General features: G+C 47.9%; 15 protein-coding genes and 1 pseudogene. 9 read left to right on the top strand and 7 right to left on the bottom strand.

Annotated elements, in window-relative coordinates; all coding sequences use genetic code 11:
- The first annotated feature begins 73 nt into the window (after window positions 1-73).
- Window positions 74-1,000 (top strand): aldose epimerase, encoded by a 927-nt coding sequence (locus tag GA003_19705; protein ID QXD28195.1) that lies wholly within the window; start codon window positions 74-76, stop codon window positions 998-1,000.
- Between the two features lie 237 nt (window positions 1,001-1,237).
- On the opposite strand, the gene GA003_19700 is transcribed toward GA003_19705, so the two are convergent.
- Window positions 1,238-3,838: an ABC transporter permease gene (locus GA003_19700; GenBank protein ID QXD28194.1), complete on the bottom strand. Its 2,601-nt coding sequence runs from the start codon at window positions 3,836-3,838 to the stop codon at window positions 1,238-1,240.
- The gene (locus GA003_19695; protein ID QXD28193.1) at window positions 3,835-4,512 is read right to left on the bottom strand and encodes an ABC transporter ATP-binding protein; all 678 of its coding nucleotides are present in this window, start codon (window positions 4,510-4,512) and stop codon (window positions 3,835-3,837) included. The genes GA003_19700 and GA003_19695 overlap by 4 nt, the downstream gene beginning before the upstream one ends.
- A 174-nt stretch (window positions 4,513-4,686) precedes the next feature.
- On the opposite strand from GA003_19695, the gene GA003_19690 reads away from it, so the two are divergent.
- Both GA003_19690 and GA003_19685 read left to right on the top strand, forming a co-directional pair.
- The gene (locus GA003_19690) at window positions 4,687-5,223 is read left to right on the top strand and encodes an arylesterase (GenBank protein QXD28192.1); all 537 of its coding nucleotides are present in this window, start codon (window positions 4,687-4,689) and stop codon (window positions 5,221-5,223) included.
- 177 nt (window positions 5,224-5,400) lie between these two features.
- Complete coding sequence (locus tag GA003_19685; protein QXD28191.1) at window positions 5,401-6,126, top strand: hypothetical protein; 726 nt, start codon at window positions 5,401-5,403, stop codon at window positions 6,124-6,126.
- Between the two features lie 15 nt (window positions 6,127-6,141).
- Here GA003_19685 and GA003_19680 read toward each other — a convergent pair whose 3' ends face one another.
- Together GA003_19680 and GA003_19675 are read right to left on the bottom strand one after the other, a co-directional pair.
- Window positions 6,142-6,549, bottom strand: coding sequence for an OsmC family protein (locus tag GA003_19680; GenBank protein ID QXD28190.1), 408 nt, complete (start codon window positions 6,547-6,549; stop codon window positions 6,142-6,144).
- A gap of 146 nt (window positions 6,550-6,695) precedes the next feature.
- Complete coding sequence (locus GA003_19675; GenBank protein ID QXD28189.1) at window positions 6,696-7,424, bottom strand: helix-turn-helix domain-containing protein; 729 nt, start codon at window positions 7,422-7,424, stop codon at window positions 6,696-6,698.
- A 497-nt stretch (window positions 7,425-7,921) separates the two neighbouring features.
- Between GA003_19675 and GA003_19670 the strand changes: the two genes are divergently transcribed.
- The 3 genes from GA003_19670 (at window position 7,922) to GA003_19660 (ending at window position 11,257) form a co-directional block, all read left to right on the top strand.
- A complete protein-coding gene (locus GA003_19670; GenBank protein ID QXD28188.1) occupies window positions 7,922-10,057 on the top strand; it encodes an anthranilate synthase component I in 2,136 nt (711 codons plus the stop codon).
- Between the two features lie 5 nt (window positions 10,058-10,062).
- Window positions 10,063-10,602 carry a DUF420 domain-containing protein gene (locus GA003_19665; protein QXD28187.1) on the top strand — a complete coding sequence of 180 codons (540 nt, stop codon included), beginning with the start codon at window positions 10,063-10,065 and terminating at the stop codon, window positions 10,600-10,602.
- A gap of 247 nt (window positions 10,603-10,849) precedes the next feature.
- Window positions 10,850-11,257 (top strand): response regulator, encoded by a 408-nt coding sequence (locus GA003_19660; protein QXD28186.1) that lies wholly within the window; start codon window positions 10,850-10,852, stop codon window positions 11,255-11,257.
- Between the two features lie 45 nt (window positions 11,258-11,302).
- Here GA003_19660 and GA003_19655 read toward each other — a convergent pair.
- From GA003_19655 to GA003_19645, 3 genes and pseudogenes are all read right to left on the bottom strand, one after another.
- Window positions 11,303-12,077, bottom strand: a pseudogene (locus GA003_19655) (TIGR00266 family protein).
- Between the two features lie 70 nt (window positions 12,078-12,147).
- Window positions 12,148-12,948 carry a septum formation inhibitor Maf gene (locus GA003_19650; GenBank protein ID QXD28185.1) on the bottom strand — a complete coding sequence of 267 codons (801 nt, stop codon included), beginning with the start codon at window positions 12,946-12,948 and terminating at the stop codon, window positions 12,148-12,150.
- 213 nt (window positions 12,949-13,161) lie between these two features.
- Window positions 13,162-13,578: a response regulator gene (locus GA003_19645; GenBank protein QXD28184.1), complete on the bottom strand. Its 417-nt coding sequence runs from the start codon at window positions 13,576-13,578 to the stop codon at window positions 13,162-13,164.
- Window positions 13,579-14,266: 688 nt separating this feature from the next.
- Here GA003_19645 and GA003_19640 point away from each other — a divergent pair.
- The 3 genes from GA003_19640 (at window position 14,267) to dnaN (ending at window position 16,832) form a co-directional block, all read left to right on the top strand.
- On the top strand, window positions 14,267-14,617 hold the full coding sequence (locus tag GA003_19640) for a cytotoxic translational repressor of toxin-antitoxin stability system (protein ID QXD28183.1): 351 nt from the start codon (window positions 14,267-14,269) through the stop codon (window positions 14,615-14,617).
- Window positions 14,618-14,625: 8 nt separating this feature from the next.
- A complete protein-coding gene (gene pssA / locus GA003_19635; protein QXD28182.1) occupies window positions 14,626-15,471 on the top strand; it encodes a CDP-diacylglycerol--serine O-phosphatidyltransferase in 846 nt (281 codons plus the stop codon).
- Between the two features lie 233 nt (window positions 15,472-15,704).
- Window positions 15,705-16,832, top strand: a complete 1,128-nt coding sequence (gene dnaN / locus GA003_19630; GenBank protein ID QXD28181.1) for a DNA polymerase III subunit beta — start codon at window positions 15,705-15,707, stop codon at window positions 16,830-16,832.
- Window positions 16,833-16,896: the final 64 nt, after the last annotated feature.

Raw genomic sequence — 16,896 nt, 5'->3', positions numbered from 1 at the left:
GGCAAAAGCAAGTAAGCTTCGACGATTAATCGAAAGTGCTGGCAGTTTTGTAAACCGTGCTAAGTTTTGAATCATGTTAACTAGAGAAAACCTCCAAGATCAGGAAATATTCAAATGGAGTTTAGGGCCCTCCACCTTTCGGATGCTGCCCCAGCGTGGAGCCCGGTTAATGGATTGGGAACTTAAGCTATCTGGAAATCAAACGAGGTCGGTCATCCATTGGCCTGAAGGGGTAGATTTTCAAAACCTGGCGTCCATTCGCGGAGGGAATCCTATTTTATTTCCATTTTCAGCCCGCACCTTCCACAAAGGTAAAATTGAAAACTGGAAATCTCCCAGCGGCGAAGTACTTCCCATGCCCAAGCATGGGTTTGCCAGGGATGGTCACTTCGAGATTCAAGCGCAGGACGACTCATCCATCACTTTGAAGCTTGTACCCGTTGAGGAAGATGCCCTGGCCTACCCTTTCGACTATGAGTTCTTGGTTAGGTACCAGTTTTCTATGCTCTCGGTGGAGGTTGAGTTTCTCTTGAGCAATCTAGGGAGTGAGAAAATCCCCTGGAGCGCCGGCCACCACTTTTACTTCACCATTCCCTGGCAAGAAGGCTATAGCCGCAAGCACTACCGAACCCTCATGCCCGGTTGCAAATCGGTCTATCACGCCGCAGATGGTGCGCTCGTTTCTGCCGATTTCAAAGGAGGCGAAGTTTCCATGGACGATCCGGAGCTAGTGGACCGCATTCATTTTCGCCTCAAAAACAATAAGGTAAAGTTTGGTCTGAAAAACGGAGAGGAAGATGTCACCGTCATCGTCTCCGATGCTGTTCGTCCGCTTCCAGGAGCCACTGTGGTTACCTGGACTGAGTTCGACGACAGCCCCTTCTATTGTGTCGAGCCCTGGATGGGCCCACCCAACAGCCCAGAACACAAGAAAGGCCTCCATTGGGTGGAGCCGGGGGAGACCGACAGTTTTAAAGTGAAGGTGACGTTGGAGGAGTAGCGAGAGTGTAGAAGTAATCGGTGGTCAGTTATCATTAGGCGCAGTGAAGGAAACTTCCTCTTGTTCCGGTTCTGCTGCGCAGCCCGGTCTTGTCGTCGCTTTGCTCCTCTGAACTCTACCTCTTAAAACCGCATTCGCAACGGCGAGGTCGCCCTACCTTTTCTCGGCGGATTTAATGTATTTGTGGAGGGCTCGATCGCCGAGCGAGCGGTGCGTCTGAACGGTAACCAATGAAAACTAGGACGACTCGTCCCTCAATATCTCAAGCGGCGGCTGTTTCGTAATTCCACGGCTATTCAATAAACCGGTCACCGTGGTCAGAACCATCATTGTCACCATTCCAATTCCCACGGCATCCCAAGCAACTACTAAGGGAAGCTTGAAAAGAAACTTCATCAAGGACCAGGTCGCAACAATGGAAACAAAACCTCCCACCAAGGAGGCAAGAAATCCAACGGCAGCAAATTCGATAAAAAGAATGCCTTTAATGGTTTTTGATCCGGCACCCAGTGTCCGAAGCAGCACACTTTCACGTATCCGTTGGTAACGACTGGTTATGATAGTTCCGGCCATGACCATCAGTCCGGCCAAAATCGTAAACAAGGCCATGAATTGAACGACCCAGGTAATCTTTCCCAGAATGTCATCGATTGTCGAAAGGATGGACCTCAGGTCTATGGAAGAAACATTCGGATGAATATCCATGAGTTCAGCTTGGACTTTTCCCGTTGTCACAGCATCCGGCGTTCGCGTGGCCACCATAAAAATACCAGGAGCATCGTCCAATACACCTTTTGGAAAAACGAAAAAGAAGTTTGCCCTGACCTGGTTCCAATCGACTTTGCGAATACTGGCTATTTCCACTTCCAAAGCCAGACCCTGAATATCGAATACCAGGCGATCCCCCAGACTCACGCCCAAATCTTCGGTAAGACCTTCTTCAATGGAGACCGGGATCGGTTCATCTTCGATGGAGGCTTCCGCAATAAACGTTCCTTCGATCAATGTCTCGGTCTCGGTAAGGTGATCTCGATAGGTTGAGCGATACTCTCTTCGCAAGGCCCAACCTCCAGGTCCCTCATCTTCACCCCGCCGCTCTCGGTCACGTCCCCCTCCTTCACGACCAGGCCCTCGACGCATAAATTCGCGAACGGGTCTGCCGTTGAGTTCAGAAATCCGCATGTTTATCAAGGGAGCCGCCTCGACAATAGGCAGATTATTCTCCTCCAGTACCGTCTCAACATCGGCAAGCTGATGCGGCTGAATATCGAATAGGATCATATTGGAACTATTGCCTCCACGATCGACAATGATCTGCTTGAGTATCGCTTCCTTGGTCAGAAAGAGGGAAAGGACAATGATGAATCCAAGACCCAGCGCCACCAGCATGAGAACTGAGCGATTGTTGGGCCGGTAAAGATTGGCGATGCCATAACGCCAAGCAAATGGAAGGCCTTTGGACACAAGTTTCTTAATTGCTTTAAGAAACAACCAGGCAATCAGACTCAGCAGACCCAATACCACGAGCAGTCCCCCTGAAAACCCGAGATTCACTTTCAGGCTATCCGTTTGGGCGAAGCCAAATCCGAACAGCGCGAGAGCCAGGGTAGCAACAATGAGATAAACCCACGGGTCCTTTTTCATCGCACCAGGGTTTTCCACCCCGGTTCGCAGGACTCGCAAAGGTGATATCTTTCTCAAAGGAACCAGAGGCAGGAGGGTAAACAGGAAGCAAACCAGCCAGCCGAAAAACAGCCCGATCCCGAAATCGAGAATTGAGAACCGCGCCTCTAGTTCGAACGGCAGGTAATCAGCAACAAAGACAGGTATAACAAATTGAATAGCCGTGCCGAATAAGGATCCGATAAAGGATGCGATCAGTCCCAAGCCCGAGACCTGTACCAGAAAAATGGATATTCCGAGTGAGGACTTGGTCCCCAGACAACGAAGAATGGCGATGGTGTCCATTTTGCCACTCAGGTAAACATGAACGGCACTGGTCACTCCGACACCACCCAGAATGAGCGCCATAAACCCTATCAGATTGAGCAGGTCGGTAACCTGTTGAAATGAATTGATTAACTCCCGTTGCTCTTCCTCCACCGTATCCACCCCGACCCGATTTTCACGAAAGAAACGGCGTTGGGTTTCCAGCTCTTCATCGATGGTGTCACTGTTTTCCAGCTTGAGGTAAGAGCGATAGGACACCCGACTGCCAAACTGCATCAGACCCGTGCTCTCCAAATGGTTTTTAGAAATATAAACTCGAGGGGCTACCCAGCCGGTCAGTTTGGACTCACCTGGAATCCGATCCATGATTCCCAACACCTCGAAATGGATTTGGCCAAGCTTTACTTGATCACCAACCGACACTTCAAATTGATGATAGAGGCTTTCCTCCAACAGCACATAACGCTCGGCATGAAATTGCTCCATCGATACTTCCGGCCTGGTTTCGGGAATACCATAATAGGGAAAGCTATCCTCAAATGCCCGCATGGAAACCAAACGCGAACCGCCGTTCGATTCAAAGAGCCCCATGGTGGCCAGACGCATCTCATCGGTCCTTTCACCACCCAGTCCGTCGATGAAATTTTCAATTTCCTCCGAGAACGGACTGCGGGAGTTGAACTCCACATCCGCTCCAAGCAGCTCCTTCGACTGGCTCTGGATGGCATCTTCCACATTGGTCCGGAATCCGCGAATAGCAACCAAGGCCGCCAATCCAAACACAATAGAAAGCACGAAGAGAACCAGCTTCACTCGACTTCGCCGGCTGTCCCGCCAAGCCATTAGAGTCACCCACTTCCAACCGGGACCTGCATCGGATCGGCTCATACGTTTTCTAGAACCTCCACAGCTCCTTGATGAATCCGGTAGATCTGATCAGTCTTTCTCGCCAGATCCAGGTTGTGCGTCACCAGAACCAGGGTCGTCCCTGCTTCTTTATTCAAATCAAACAAAAGTTCCTCAACCATCCCACTGGTATCTCCGTCGAGATTGCCTGTTGGCTCATCTGCAAAAAGAATGGAGGGCTGATGAATAAAGGCTCGTGCCAAGGCCACCCGTTGTTGCTCCCCGCCAGATAACTGGACTGGGAAATGATCAAACCGATCGCCCAGGCCCACTCGTGATAGGAGCTCTTTCGCTCGAGCTTGCTTGCTGGATTCACCCCGAAGCTCCAGCGGGACCAAAACATTTTCCAAGGCAGATAAGGAAGGGATCAGTTGAAAGTTCTGGAAAACAAAGCCCACCTCCAGGTTACGAATCTGGGCCAAGTCATCTTCGCTCGATTCATGCAAGGCATGTTCGTTGAGATAGATACTTCCACTCGTTGGACGGTCTAATCCAGCACACAATCCCAGGAGAGTTGTTTTCCCACTTCCCGATGGCCCAAGGATGGAGCATTTGCTCTCTGCTTCAATGCTCAGGTTTACATCCTGCAAGACGGGCACCTCATGACTTTCCGTGGTGAACGTTTTAAATACATTTTGGACCTGAAGGATGCTCATATGGGCTACGTTGAGTTTATTAACTGGAAAGACGATAAAAAGTGAACCTATGTTTGATGACTCTGTCCCGAAACAAAAGTGAAAGGTTTCAAATTTAGTCTAACGCACATCGTTTTCATTACGTTACTACTTTGTAGTTCCGCTCTAACAGCTACTTCAAAAACGATTCTGTTTATGGGAGATAGTATCACGGCTGGTTATGGAATCGGCGATGATCGCGCTTTTCCCGCTTTGATTCAGGAGAAGCTCGATGAGGAAGGCTTCGACTACGCGGTCATGAATGCCGGGGTGAGTGGCGATACGTCTGCAGGCGGGCTTGCCCGGACCAATTGGCTGCTTAATCGACCCGTGGATATTTTTGTATTGGAACTGGGTGCCAACGACGGACTACGCGGCCACCCGGTGGAATCAACTCGCAAGAACCTCACCGCCATTTTGGAGAAGGTAAAAAGCAAGTATCCTGAGGCTAAGTTGGTTTTGGCCGGCATGCAGGTCCCTCCCAATTTGGGTCCTGATTATTCGGAAGCCTTTCGCAGCGCCTTCGAAAAAGTTGCCCAAGCTACGGGAGCTCATCTGATCCCATTCATCTTGGAAGGCGTGGGTGGCATTGAAGATCTTAATCAGGCCGATGGGATCCATCCCACCGTCGAAGGCCATGCGATCATTGCCGACTTGGTGTGGGAGCATCTAGATCCGCTGTTAGAGAAGTAGCGTCGCCTACCAAGAATTCGGTACAAGCAGATAGGGAAGTTTCCCACATTTCGCAGTTGTGTAGGTTCTTCGTTCCCTTCGTTTGCTTCTGTTGAAAAAAGATTTCTGAACAGAAGAAAACAAAGGAGTATTACAAAAACCTTGCACGTTAAGAGGCGATTGAAACTTTGATATGGTATGGACGAAATCTATGAGCTCACCCACCGCGTCGGGTATTTCCAGGTCGATCGGAATCATCGCATTCAACTGGGTTCGCTTTTCAAACTGCTCCAGGAAGCGGCTATTCACCACGCCAACCAAGCGAAAATTGGAACCCAGATCATGGAGGATAAAGGTGAGTCCTGGATTCTCAACCGGGTAGCAATGAAGCTGGAGCGCTATCCAAAGTTCGACGAAGTCTTACTCATCAAAACATGGGCAAGCGGAATGAAACATTTCAAAGGCTTTCGGGACTTTCGTTTGTATGTGGGCGATGAACTAATCGGACAGGTTTCTACCCTGTGGCTCTGTATCAACATGGAGAGCAAGTCACTTACTCGCCTTCCACAGGAAATCGAAGACAACTTCCTCACGCGACCCGATGAGGTCTATTTCGATAAACTTGACAAACTCCGGTTACCCAAACCGGGGGCTGACGCACAGGAGACACGCATCAGCCTCCGCTATGGTGACATCGACGGCAACCAACACGTCAATAACACCGCCTACATGGAATACCTACAAACCGCACTACATCACCAAAATTTGGATACGAGGCCCGAGAAGCTGGAAATTCAGTTCGCGAGGGAGATTTCGCCGGCTGCCCAATTCGTTTCGGTGCAGCTCAGTAACGAGAAGAAGGCAAAAGTTTTCGGAATTAGTTCAAGCGGTACGATAGCCTCATTTGGTTACCTTCACGAATAAACCTTCCAGTAACCCTTAAACCCACTCCAACTTCAGATTCACCTGAATATCCGGATTCAAACTCTGGTTAACCGGACAGGTATCGGCTATGTGACGCATCTCTTGTTTATCGTCTTCGGAAAATTGATTAGGGATTTCGATGTCGACATTGAGCTGCGAGATTCGACGAGGGAGATCGTCGGACATGATTTTCTGAACCTTGGCCGTAGCTCCTTTTAGGTCCCAGCCTTTGTTTTGTCCTTTAATACTAATAGTGGTCAGTATGCAGGAGGCGAGTGCAGCCCCGCAGAGATCTGTTGGGGAGAAGGACTCACCTTTCCCCATGTTGTCCGTGGGAGCATCGGTTTGGATAACCGTGCCGGAGGGACCGTGAGTGGCAAGTGCTCGCAAGTCGCCCGTGTATTCCAAATTCATTTCAACCATAGGCCAGAGATTGAAGGAGAAATGGGATGTGTGGCAAGGGACGAAGGACGAGGGATATTTGACCTTGTGACATCGCTCGCCTCGACAATGCGATGCGACCTCAATCAAATACTGACCACAGTTACCTGCTTACTGAATACTCTGGATTACGGTGCTACCGGAAAGATCTCTTCTAATGCTTGGTCAATGCAGGCTTTGAGCTCCGGAATCCTTGACTCATCGAATGAACCGGCGACGGCAACACTAGTGTATAAGCTATTTGGGCACATAGCTGCGAGTGAGACTTCGGCGGTCTCTGAATGGGTTTCCACAAAGGCGTAACCTAATTTGCGTATGCGGTGAAGATCCTCGATCACCATTTCTACCCCTCCCATATAAGAAGGAATATCATCTACACCCTCATAAAGCTCTCGCACTTCATCATCGGTTTTCTTGGACAAGATCATCATGCCGATTCCCGATTGGGTCGCTGGTTGCAAACGCATTCGCCCAACCGCTTCTTCCGCCGACATACCAGGCATGAGGTGATAAAGATAATAGCAATTTCGCTCCCAGAGCATACCGAAAGCGGTAATGAGACCCACCTTCCGATGAAGTTCACGCAGTGGCTTGGTCGAATTTCCAATCAGACCCGAAGCATACAAGCTCTGTGCTGCTAGCACGTGCATCGCAGGTCCTGGCATGTATTTCGCGTGTCGATTCTGGCGCGCCATACCCATGTGAGCGAGGGTCTTGAGCAGTCGATGAGCCCGCGTAGTTTCCATATCCAGGCGCCTGGCGAGTTCGCGAGCCCCGATCGGGCCTGGGATGGTCGACAAAATTTGGAGGCAACGAATGCCGTCCATTAAACTACGATTAGGTTGCGCAGGTAGCATATATTAGGGTTAAGCTGTTTCTTTAAGCCAAATTGTTGCTATAAAATCAACGCAAATGTACAAATGGCAAACAGGTGGCAGGAGTATAAGGCCTTGTAATCGAACTAATTGGAAAACCTTCAGGGACGCAGCGAGCTTAATTGCCTAATGAATAAACAGGCAAGATGCCGGTTCACCTCTACTCAATGCAGGTCCCAGCCAGAAGCTCCGTGCTTGACAATTGGGTACCAGAGACGGAGAACGGAAACCATGAAACATCAACAGATTCATTCCAGCAAAGCACCCAAAGCGATTTTCGCATTGGTTGTTTCCTGCTTCGCAATGAGCAAAAGTTGGTGGTGGTCTTTTAATTAGGACCGTTCATTACACTTATTCTTTGCGCGGTTCCTTTGTCACGGACCGCGTTTTTTATTTCCCAAGCCGTGGTTTCAAGTCCGCGGCTTTTTTTATTTTCCAATTTCAAATTTCACCCATAACCATACAGCCCTTTAATTCTAATGTCTAAGATCGAATACCAAACCCCAGGAGGAGCGACCGTCATTTGCGAGGTCGAATCCACTCCCTATTCTGAGGCGTTGAACGATGCGTTTGATGCTATTGACCACAACCAGGGAGCGCTGTTTTGCAGCGGCTACGAATACCCGGGTCGGTATAGCCGTTGGGATATTGGATTTATCCGACCTCCTCTTGAGATTATCGGTCGACACCGGAAGTTTGAGATCAATGCACTCAACGAACGGGGCAAACGTATTCTCCCCATGATTCAGAAGGCCATCGAAGGCCAGGATTACATTGAATCTATGAATGTCGGTCCTGAATCTATTACCGGTGAACTGGTACCTATGCCGGATTATTTTCCGGAGGAAGAGCGAAGCAAACAACCGGGGCTTTTCTCCATGCTGCGTTCGATCCGAAGTTTCTTCGGGTCTGATCAAGATCCATACATTGGTTTTTTTGGTTCGTTTGGTTACGACCTGGTTTTCCAGTTTGAACCGATTGAGCTCAAACACGAGCGGCCGTACAACTATGCGGACGCTCACCTGTTTTTGCCCGACCAGCTGTTTATAGTAGACCACCGCAAGGAAAATGCTGAGGTGAGAAACTATGACTTCCACATGGGCACTCACAATACCCAGGGATTGGATCGGGCAGGAAAGCATTTTCCTCTGCCAGAAAGACAGTCTAAGGAAATCGAAAGCGATAACCATCCAGGCGAATATGCTGAGAAGGTAGATAAGATCATCGAAGGAACCAAAAAAGGTGACTTCTTTGAGGTCGTACTGAGTCAGGTGTTTACGTCCGGTTGTTTGGACACTCCTCGAGAGTTGTTCGACAAGATTCGCAAGGTGAATCCGAGCCCCTATGAGTTTCTAATCAACCTGGGCGATGAGCAACTGGTGGGTGCGTCTCCAGAGATGTTTGTTCGAGTACGTGGTAGTCGGGTAGAAACCTGCCCGATCTCAGGCACGGCTCCTCGAGGTAATGATGCCATCGAAGATGCGGAACGCATTCTTGAGCTGATGACCTCCAAGAAGGACGAAGCCGAACTTACGATGTGCACCGATGTAGATCGCAACGACAAATCCCGCGTTTGCAAACCTGGCTCTGTTCAGGTTGTCGGGCGCCGGCTGATTGAAGCTTATTCACGCTTGTTTCATACAGTGGATCATGTTGATGGGGAGCTGTTGGACGATTATGATGCGTTCGATGCCCTCCTCTCTCACATGTGGGCCTGCACTTTGACCGGGGCTCCGAAGCCAGCGGCCATGCAGATGATTGAAGATCTGGAAAACTCGCCGCGTGAATGGTACGGAGGTGCGGTTGGATTCATCGGCTTCAATGGCGATATGAATACCGGCATCACCATCAGGACCATTCATTTGAAAGAAGGACTGGCAAAGTTTCGCGTCGGGGCGACCCTGCTTTGTGACTCGGATCCTGAAGCAGAAGATCGTGAATGCCGAACTAAGGCATCAGCCTTTCTAGATGTACTCGCAGGCAAAACACGAACCAAAGACCTGGGATTCCAAGTGCCTCATCGCGATGGCTTCCAACCAAGGGTGTTCTTTGTCGATAACCAGGATTCCTTTGTGCATACCCTGGCGAATTATTTTCGTCAGGCTCAGGCCGAAGTGATTACCATCCGGGCAGGCTTCCCATTAGAGAAGATTGACGAATTCAATCCTGACCTTGTTTTCATTTCACCAGGACCGGGAACACCAGAGGAGTTCAATGTACCAACCGTGGTGAAGTACTGCGTAGACAAAGGTATTCCCTGCTTTGGAGTCTGCCTGGGGTTGCAAGGTATGGTGCAGGCATTTGGTGGTGAGTTGAAACTGCTGGACTATCCCATGCATGGAAAGCCATCCGATGTGACCAATCGCCAGAGCGGAGTGTTCGATGGTTTTCCAGAGTCCTTCCGAGCAGGTCGCTATCACTCCATTTATGCAGACAGGGATGCACTTCCTGATTGCCTGGGAGTTACGGCTGAAACAGAAGACGGAACCATCATGGCGATTCAACACAAGGAGCTGCCCTACGCTGCGGTCCAATTCCATCCGGAGTCGATTCTTACCTTAAGGGGCCACCTGGGGTTGAAGCTCATCCATAATGTGCTTAGTTCTCTGAAATAGAAATTATGGCAAACGAAACCCAGTCCAACAAAGCAATTGCTCCAGCCATTGGAATAAGCGCGGCCATCCTCGCTTTCCTCTTCTGGCTGATTTATTTCAAGACCCCCGGTAAGGCTGAAGGAGATTGGTTTCTGAAGTTACCGACCATCTTTGCAGGACTAAATGCGGTTTCCGCATGTTGCCTGGGAGTCGGGATTGTTGCGATCAAGCGGGGGCTGAAACGCATTCACATCGGTATGATGATTTCTGCCACCGTGTCTTCGGCTCTGTTTCTGGTCTGCTATATCATCTACCATCACTATCATGGGGATACGAAGTTTCTCGCTGAGGGGTTCATTCGGCCCATCTACTTCTTCATCTTAATTTCCCATATTTTGCTTTCGGTAGTCGTAGTGCCCTTGATTCTCCTGACCCTGTGGTTCGCGATCAATAAGTTCTATGAAAAGCACAAACGGATGGCCAAATGGACCTTCCCAATCTGGATGTATGTTTCAGTGACCGGGATTTTGGTCTACGTGATTCTACAGAACTTTAATACCGTCTAAAAAAAATGGCGTTTGGTGCATAGCACCCATTTCGGGCACATTTTTTGAAACAAATCCAATCTCATGGGTTTGTTATAAGGCATACACCTTATTAATACTATAGGTGAATCACTTAAATTAGTATAGTATAACCTTTGTGCTTTATTTATGAGAAACTTGTGGCTTAGTGAGAAGTGTAAGAACGCTCATTTCGGGAAATACGAACTAAAGCGCGTTTCAAGATTATCACTAAATAGGAATTAGAGTCATGAACCCTTTCACATCTAACGATATCGTAGGACTACGCGTACTACTGGTCGACGACGAGATTTTCATCCGTGAAATGGGTTCCGATGTATTATCTATGCTAGGCTGTATCCCGTCAGTCGCCTCTGATGGACGCGAAGCCTGGGACATGATCCGAACCGATCCTTCAGCGTTTGATGTAATCATAAGCGATTACAATATGCCTGAGATGACGGGCATCGATTTGGCATCCAACGTATTTAAAGACAGGCCCAACATGCCATTTATCATCAGCACGGGCTTTGCCAGCGGCTTTACCGAGAAGCAGGCTGAAGATCTGGGAATCTCCTGCATCCTGCAGAAACCCTACGTTATCCAACAATTGAAAGACGCAATCGTTGAGGCAGTGACGAGCAAGACCACTGCATAGCCTACACCATTTGCTGGGTGTTTCTATTTGGGTTTACAAAGAAACCTAAAACTTTTTGTCTCCGCTGATCAGTCCTCCGAGGATGTCGCCTCCAAGACCGGCAGCTCCTTTGCTTTCGCCACGGTTACCCGATCTTGCTGCAGCCATTATTCGATCAGCCAGTCGGGAGAAGGGAAGGCTTTGAAGATAAACCATTCCGGGCCCAGTCAATTCGGCTAAGAATAGTCCTTCTCCACCAAACAGGGCATTTTTAAATCCGCCGATAAACTTGATATCGAAATCCACCCCAGGCTGCATACCTACCAGACAGCCTGTATCCACATGGAAACGTTCGCCTGGAGCTAAATGTTTTTCGATCACGGTTCCACCGGCATGCACAAATGCCAGCCCATCCCCCGTAAGTCGCTGCAAAATAAATCCTTCTCCACCGAATAACCCAGCTCCGAGCTTTTTCGTGAAGGCGATATCAATATCAATACCTTGGGCAGCACAGAGGAAGGCATCTTTCTGACAAAGAAATTCACCACCCAATTCATTCAAAGGTAACGGAATAATCTTACCGGGATAAGGAGCGCCAAAAGCAACGTGGCCCTTGCCCTGTCCATTCTGGAGAAAGGTGGAGATAAAAAAGCTATCTCCAGTGAGCATGCGCTTGAAGCCTTTAAAAAAGTCCACCCCCGGTATTGGGCTGCATTTCGATGTCATTTTCCATATACATCATAGCTCCAACCTCGGCTCTACATCCTTCACCGGGATCGAGCTCAATTTCGACCAACTGCATTTCGTCTCCAAAAATTTTGTGATCAATAATGTCTGCCATAATTATATCTGAATGGTTATAGGTTTAAGGGAATACACAGGCGACTTGGAAAAAGTTTCAAATTCACCTGCTATTTTAGACCCAGTTTTTTTCTCAACTTGAGAAAGGAGGGTTGGTTTTGCTCCCAATAATAGGAACGAAGATGGTGGGTGCGTTTGGCTTCTGTCGTGAGTATCTTGTCGCCACGATCCGGATACGATTCCTGCCAACTATTGATCTCATAGGGAGCCTCTTTCTCAAAGCTGATAATGAGCGTACGCTTGAGATCTGGGTAATGCAGTTCGTAGGAATCCTTAGATAACTTAGCTTCCACTGTATAGGCCTGGATCGCCTTATGCTTTAATAGAAGGAATGCACTGGAGGGAATCATTTTGAGAGTTCCTTGAGGAAGTGACTCGGGGTCGATTCGAATACGATTCCATATGCCGTCCTCGTGCGGGACTAAATCAAAGGACTCATCTTTATCGCCCTCGGATTGGAAGTATGAACGCAGCTCACTTTCCCAAAGCTGTTCTCGCTGGTTCCACTGATTAAATACCTGACCACACCAATCCTGGACAGAGGTTGTCACTTTATAGCTAGGAAACTCTTTTTTGGATTTAACGGACGAGAACACTGAACTCATAATAGAGTAGTCATACACGCCGGTATTAAATCGCTTGAAAGCATTGAGTTTCAAAACGCGCTCACCGTTTGGCTCGCTTCCAGAGTCATCCTTCACCTGGTCAACTGGTGAAAAAGGTTCGGTCACAAAAAGTAGTATAGCCTCACCTTTATGCAGGGAACCATAGCGAGCTTGTTTAAGTTCATAACGGGAAATTTCTGCCAATCCGCTATCCCAATACTCAGAATCGGCAAATCCGAGGTTCATCCAGAACAAGAAAATTCCTATTCTGATAAGCTTAGCATAGCAAACGCGAGAAGGATGTAAGGTCTTCATACTGATTAATCGAATTGTTCTGTAAAGTAGCTGACTGTTATAGCCAAAATTTGCGGACAGGCAAAACAAACAACCAGATTACCTATCTATTCCCTGAATGCTCACCATTCGCATTGAGCAAAAGCATTTTGGGGAAAGAACGATCTAGGCAGGTAGTTCAGTACCACACTGATCTTCAAGTATCCGCTTCAGTTCAAGCAACTGGTATGGCTTGGCCAAAACAGCACTGAATCCATGGGTCTCATAATCGGCCATTGTATTATCATCAGAATAAGCACTGGATACGATACCAATAGCTCCCGGATGAGCTTGGCGAATAAGACGAAACGAATCTAGTCCACCCAATCCATCATTCACCAGCAGATCCATAATAACAGCATCAACGGGCTTATCGCTTTCCATGGCTGCCTTATACAATTCGTAGGCCTCCATTCCCTCGGATGCCACGGTGACATGATAGCCACAGGTTTGGAGAAATTTATTAAGCAAACCACGGACCGATGGCTCATCGTCCATCACAAGAATGTGGTATGGGTTGGGATCGTCAGTGTCAGGTGTCACGGTTTAGGAACTCGTTGGGAATATGAAAAGAGTAATTGTCGCAATTAGGCGAACAAGAAAGCCGGCTTTGGCACTCTTTTATAGCAATTTTTTTATCTGTATTCAGCGCACCATTTTCTGAAAGCAATTCGAGTAAGAGAAAGTCCATGCCTAAATGGAGCGGTAATAAGCCAGGACAATCGTAAGAGAGCCTTCAAAAGCAGCTTCGGGATTCATCACAACTAGACCAAAAGCGCCTAAAACCTATAGTTTTGCTAAGCAATTCGTGTATGAATAGCCCAAAACTAAGGGTAAATGTAAAAAGATTGGTAAAGGAGGCATAATTCTTTTCGGCGTTTGTAGGGGCCAATCAAATCACGTTTTGTTTGGGCATGATTTCAAAGAGTCTAAGCAAACGGCAGGAAACGAATCGGAAGCGATTTGGATCTCCGAGCGCGAAAGACTCTTCTTCGGTATCTGCAATATCATCCTTTATAACTTCAGCCTGAAAAGGCGAGACTCGTCACACTCCTTCTTCGGTGAAGAAAACACTTTTGAGGAGCTCAGAGTTGATAGGATGAGATAAGAGCCGGTGGCCCGAAAGGTGCTGCCGGCTTCTTTATGTACCGTTTTTCGAACCATTCGGAGCTTGGACAATTATCTTGCGAACCAAAACAGGTCTGAAATGCTCGGGCCTTCGTTAGTCACTATGTACCAAGTCACATTCAGCGATCAGAGCATGTCCGAGCTCAACAAGCTGGATACGTTGAGCCAAATGGATCTTATGGAGAGCATCACTCAACTCACTCCAGCCGATCTGCACGACCTTGATGATCGGTTGGGACGGTTTTCCCGAAAAGGAAAAACCTTCTACCGACTTAGGGCTGGGGAGTACCGTATCTATTTTGAAGTAGTGGATGATATTTTATTCAGCCATGTCATTCTCGACAAAAATTCCATGGCGGATTTCATCTTCCGCACCAAACTTCCGTTCAAAGAAGAACAAGCAATCGAGCAACACCAGTCATTCTGGCAATATCTCGAGAGCTTGATGAAATAATTTTCCCTATGAGTGAGATGCCTATGGATCCAAAATACACGGATCCGGATCAAGCCAGTAAAATCTATTTTCTGCCGAACTCGATGACCGCGTGCAACTTGTTCTGCGGTTTCCTCTCGGTCATTCGATGTATCCAAGCTCGATTCACTGCGGAAGAATTAGGAAAATCTCCAGAAGAACTTTACTCGCAAGCCGTATGGTTGATTTTGGCTGCCGTGTTGTTTGATGCATTGGATGGTCGCCTTGCCCGACTCGGAGGTAGAGAGTCCTTGTTCGGCAAAGAGTTTGATTCCATTGCGGACGTCGTTTCCTTCGGCATGGCTCCGGCACTCATGGTATATTTTCTCATTCTTTCGCCTGAGCATGAGGCCTACTTCCGCAAGATCGGCTGGTTAATCGGATTCATCTACTTGTTGTGTGTGAGTGTTCGCTTATCTCGATTCAACGTGGTGACACACCCTTTGATGGAAGAAAGCCAGTTTACCTCGACGAAGGATTTTATAGGACTTCCAGCTCCAGCCGCCGCAGGTATGATCTCCTCCCTGGTGCTTTTGATGAACGAATTCGATGTGAGAGGCTTGGCCATTTTTCTGCCCGTCCTGATGATACTCATCGCGTTTCTTATGGTAAGCTCTATCCGCTACCCCAGTTTCAAGCACATCGATTGGACCACCCGACTCAAATTCCAATCATTCGTTCTGATTATCGTAGTGGTGGCCGGGATTGTCATGATCCGTGAGGTGGGCATCGCACTCATTTTCCTCGGTTACATATTCTATGGCATTTTCATAGATCTCAGATTTCGAATTAAAAACCGGAAATCAGATTCCGAGAATAACCATGTGAATAGTTGAGGAAATACTCAGAATAAAATTCAACAACTTGCCAAGATTGTGAATTACCGTAACAACTTTTGTCTAATTAACAGTCTTATTGGCCCTAGTAGGGATCACTCAAATCATCCAATATCAACCGTTTAGATAGTTGTTTCATTTATTCACAGGACATAATAATAAGAATACGGATTTAATTTTCTTTATTTATTATAGCTTCCAATTAATAACCCAAGAAAAGTTCGATCGCTTTCATGAATTTCAAAATCAACCGAGACCATTTCTCGAGTGGCCTACAGCAGGTCCTCAACGTCGTAGGAACGCGGGCAACCATGCCCATTTTAAGCAATGTCCTTATCGAAGCTAACGAAGGTTATATTTCGTTAACGACGACCAATCTGGATATGGGTATCCAGTGTCGGATTGAAGCCCAGGTTGAAACGGCCGGTGGAATTACTCTGCCCGTCCGCAAGCTGGCCACTATCATCCGCGAGCTTCCAAACCTGGATGTCGAGGTGGAATCCACTTCGAGTCACCGCGCTGAAATATCTTCCGGTGGATCCGTATTCCGCATCAACGGAATTGGACCTGAAGAGTTTCCTCCTCTGCCCTCTTTCAGCGATGATCGTCAGTTTATCCTGTCACAGGAGACGTTGGCCTCCATGCTCAAGTCGGTTGCCTACGGGCAATCTACTGATGAAAACCGTTACATCCTGAACGGTGTTTACTTTAATTTCTCTGATGGGAAGTTGTCCCTGGTTGCAACTGATGGACGTCGGCTGGCAATGATCAGCGAAGAAGTTGACGTCACCGAAGCCAATGAAGGTAAGCTGATTCTTCCCGCCAAAACAGTAGCCGAGCTGCTCCGTCTGTTAGGTCAAGCTGAAGAGATTAAGATCTCGTTTAACGATCGTCAGGTTGCTTTTGAGATTAGCACCGATGAGGAAAAAGAAGGTCTCAAGGATCACATCTATCTGGTTTCTAAAATCGTGGAGGGTAACTACCCGAATTATCAGCAGGTCATTCCTAAGGAAACGCATCACCGCATCAAGGTGGGCCGCGAAGATCTATTGCACTGTATTCATCGGGCAGCATTGGTGACCACGGACAAAAACAATTCTGTGACTATCAAGATCCACAACGACAAGCTTGAGATCTCTGCTTCCAGTCCTGAATTGGGTGAGTCACATGAATCTCTTGGAGGTATTCCTTTTGAAGGATCTGAAGTGAAGATTGCTTTTAATCCTCAATTTCTGATGGATCCGCTCAAGAGTCTGACCAAGGACGAGATTTTCTTCGAATTTAAAGACGAGCTAAGTCCCGGAGTTTTTCGCACCTTGGAAAGTTTCCTCTGTGTGATTATGCCTCTGAGGCTAAACTAGGTTGTCTGCTCTCAGATTGTTCAAGCGGTTTAACCGTGGTTGAGTGAACCGTTTGGCTTAATAA

The organism is Opitutia bacterium ISCC 52 (assembly GCA_014529675.2).
GTDB lineage: Bacteria > Verrucomicrobiota > Verrucomicrobiia > Opitutales > UBA2995 > UBA2995.
The sequence above is the reverse complement of the archived record's forward strand: the minus strand, read 5'-3'. Positions and strand labels throughout refer to the sequence as shown.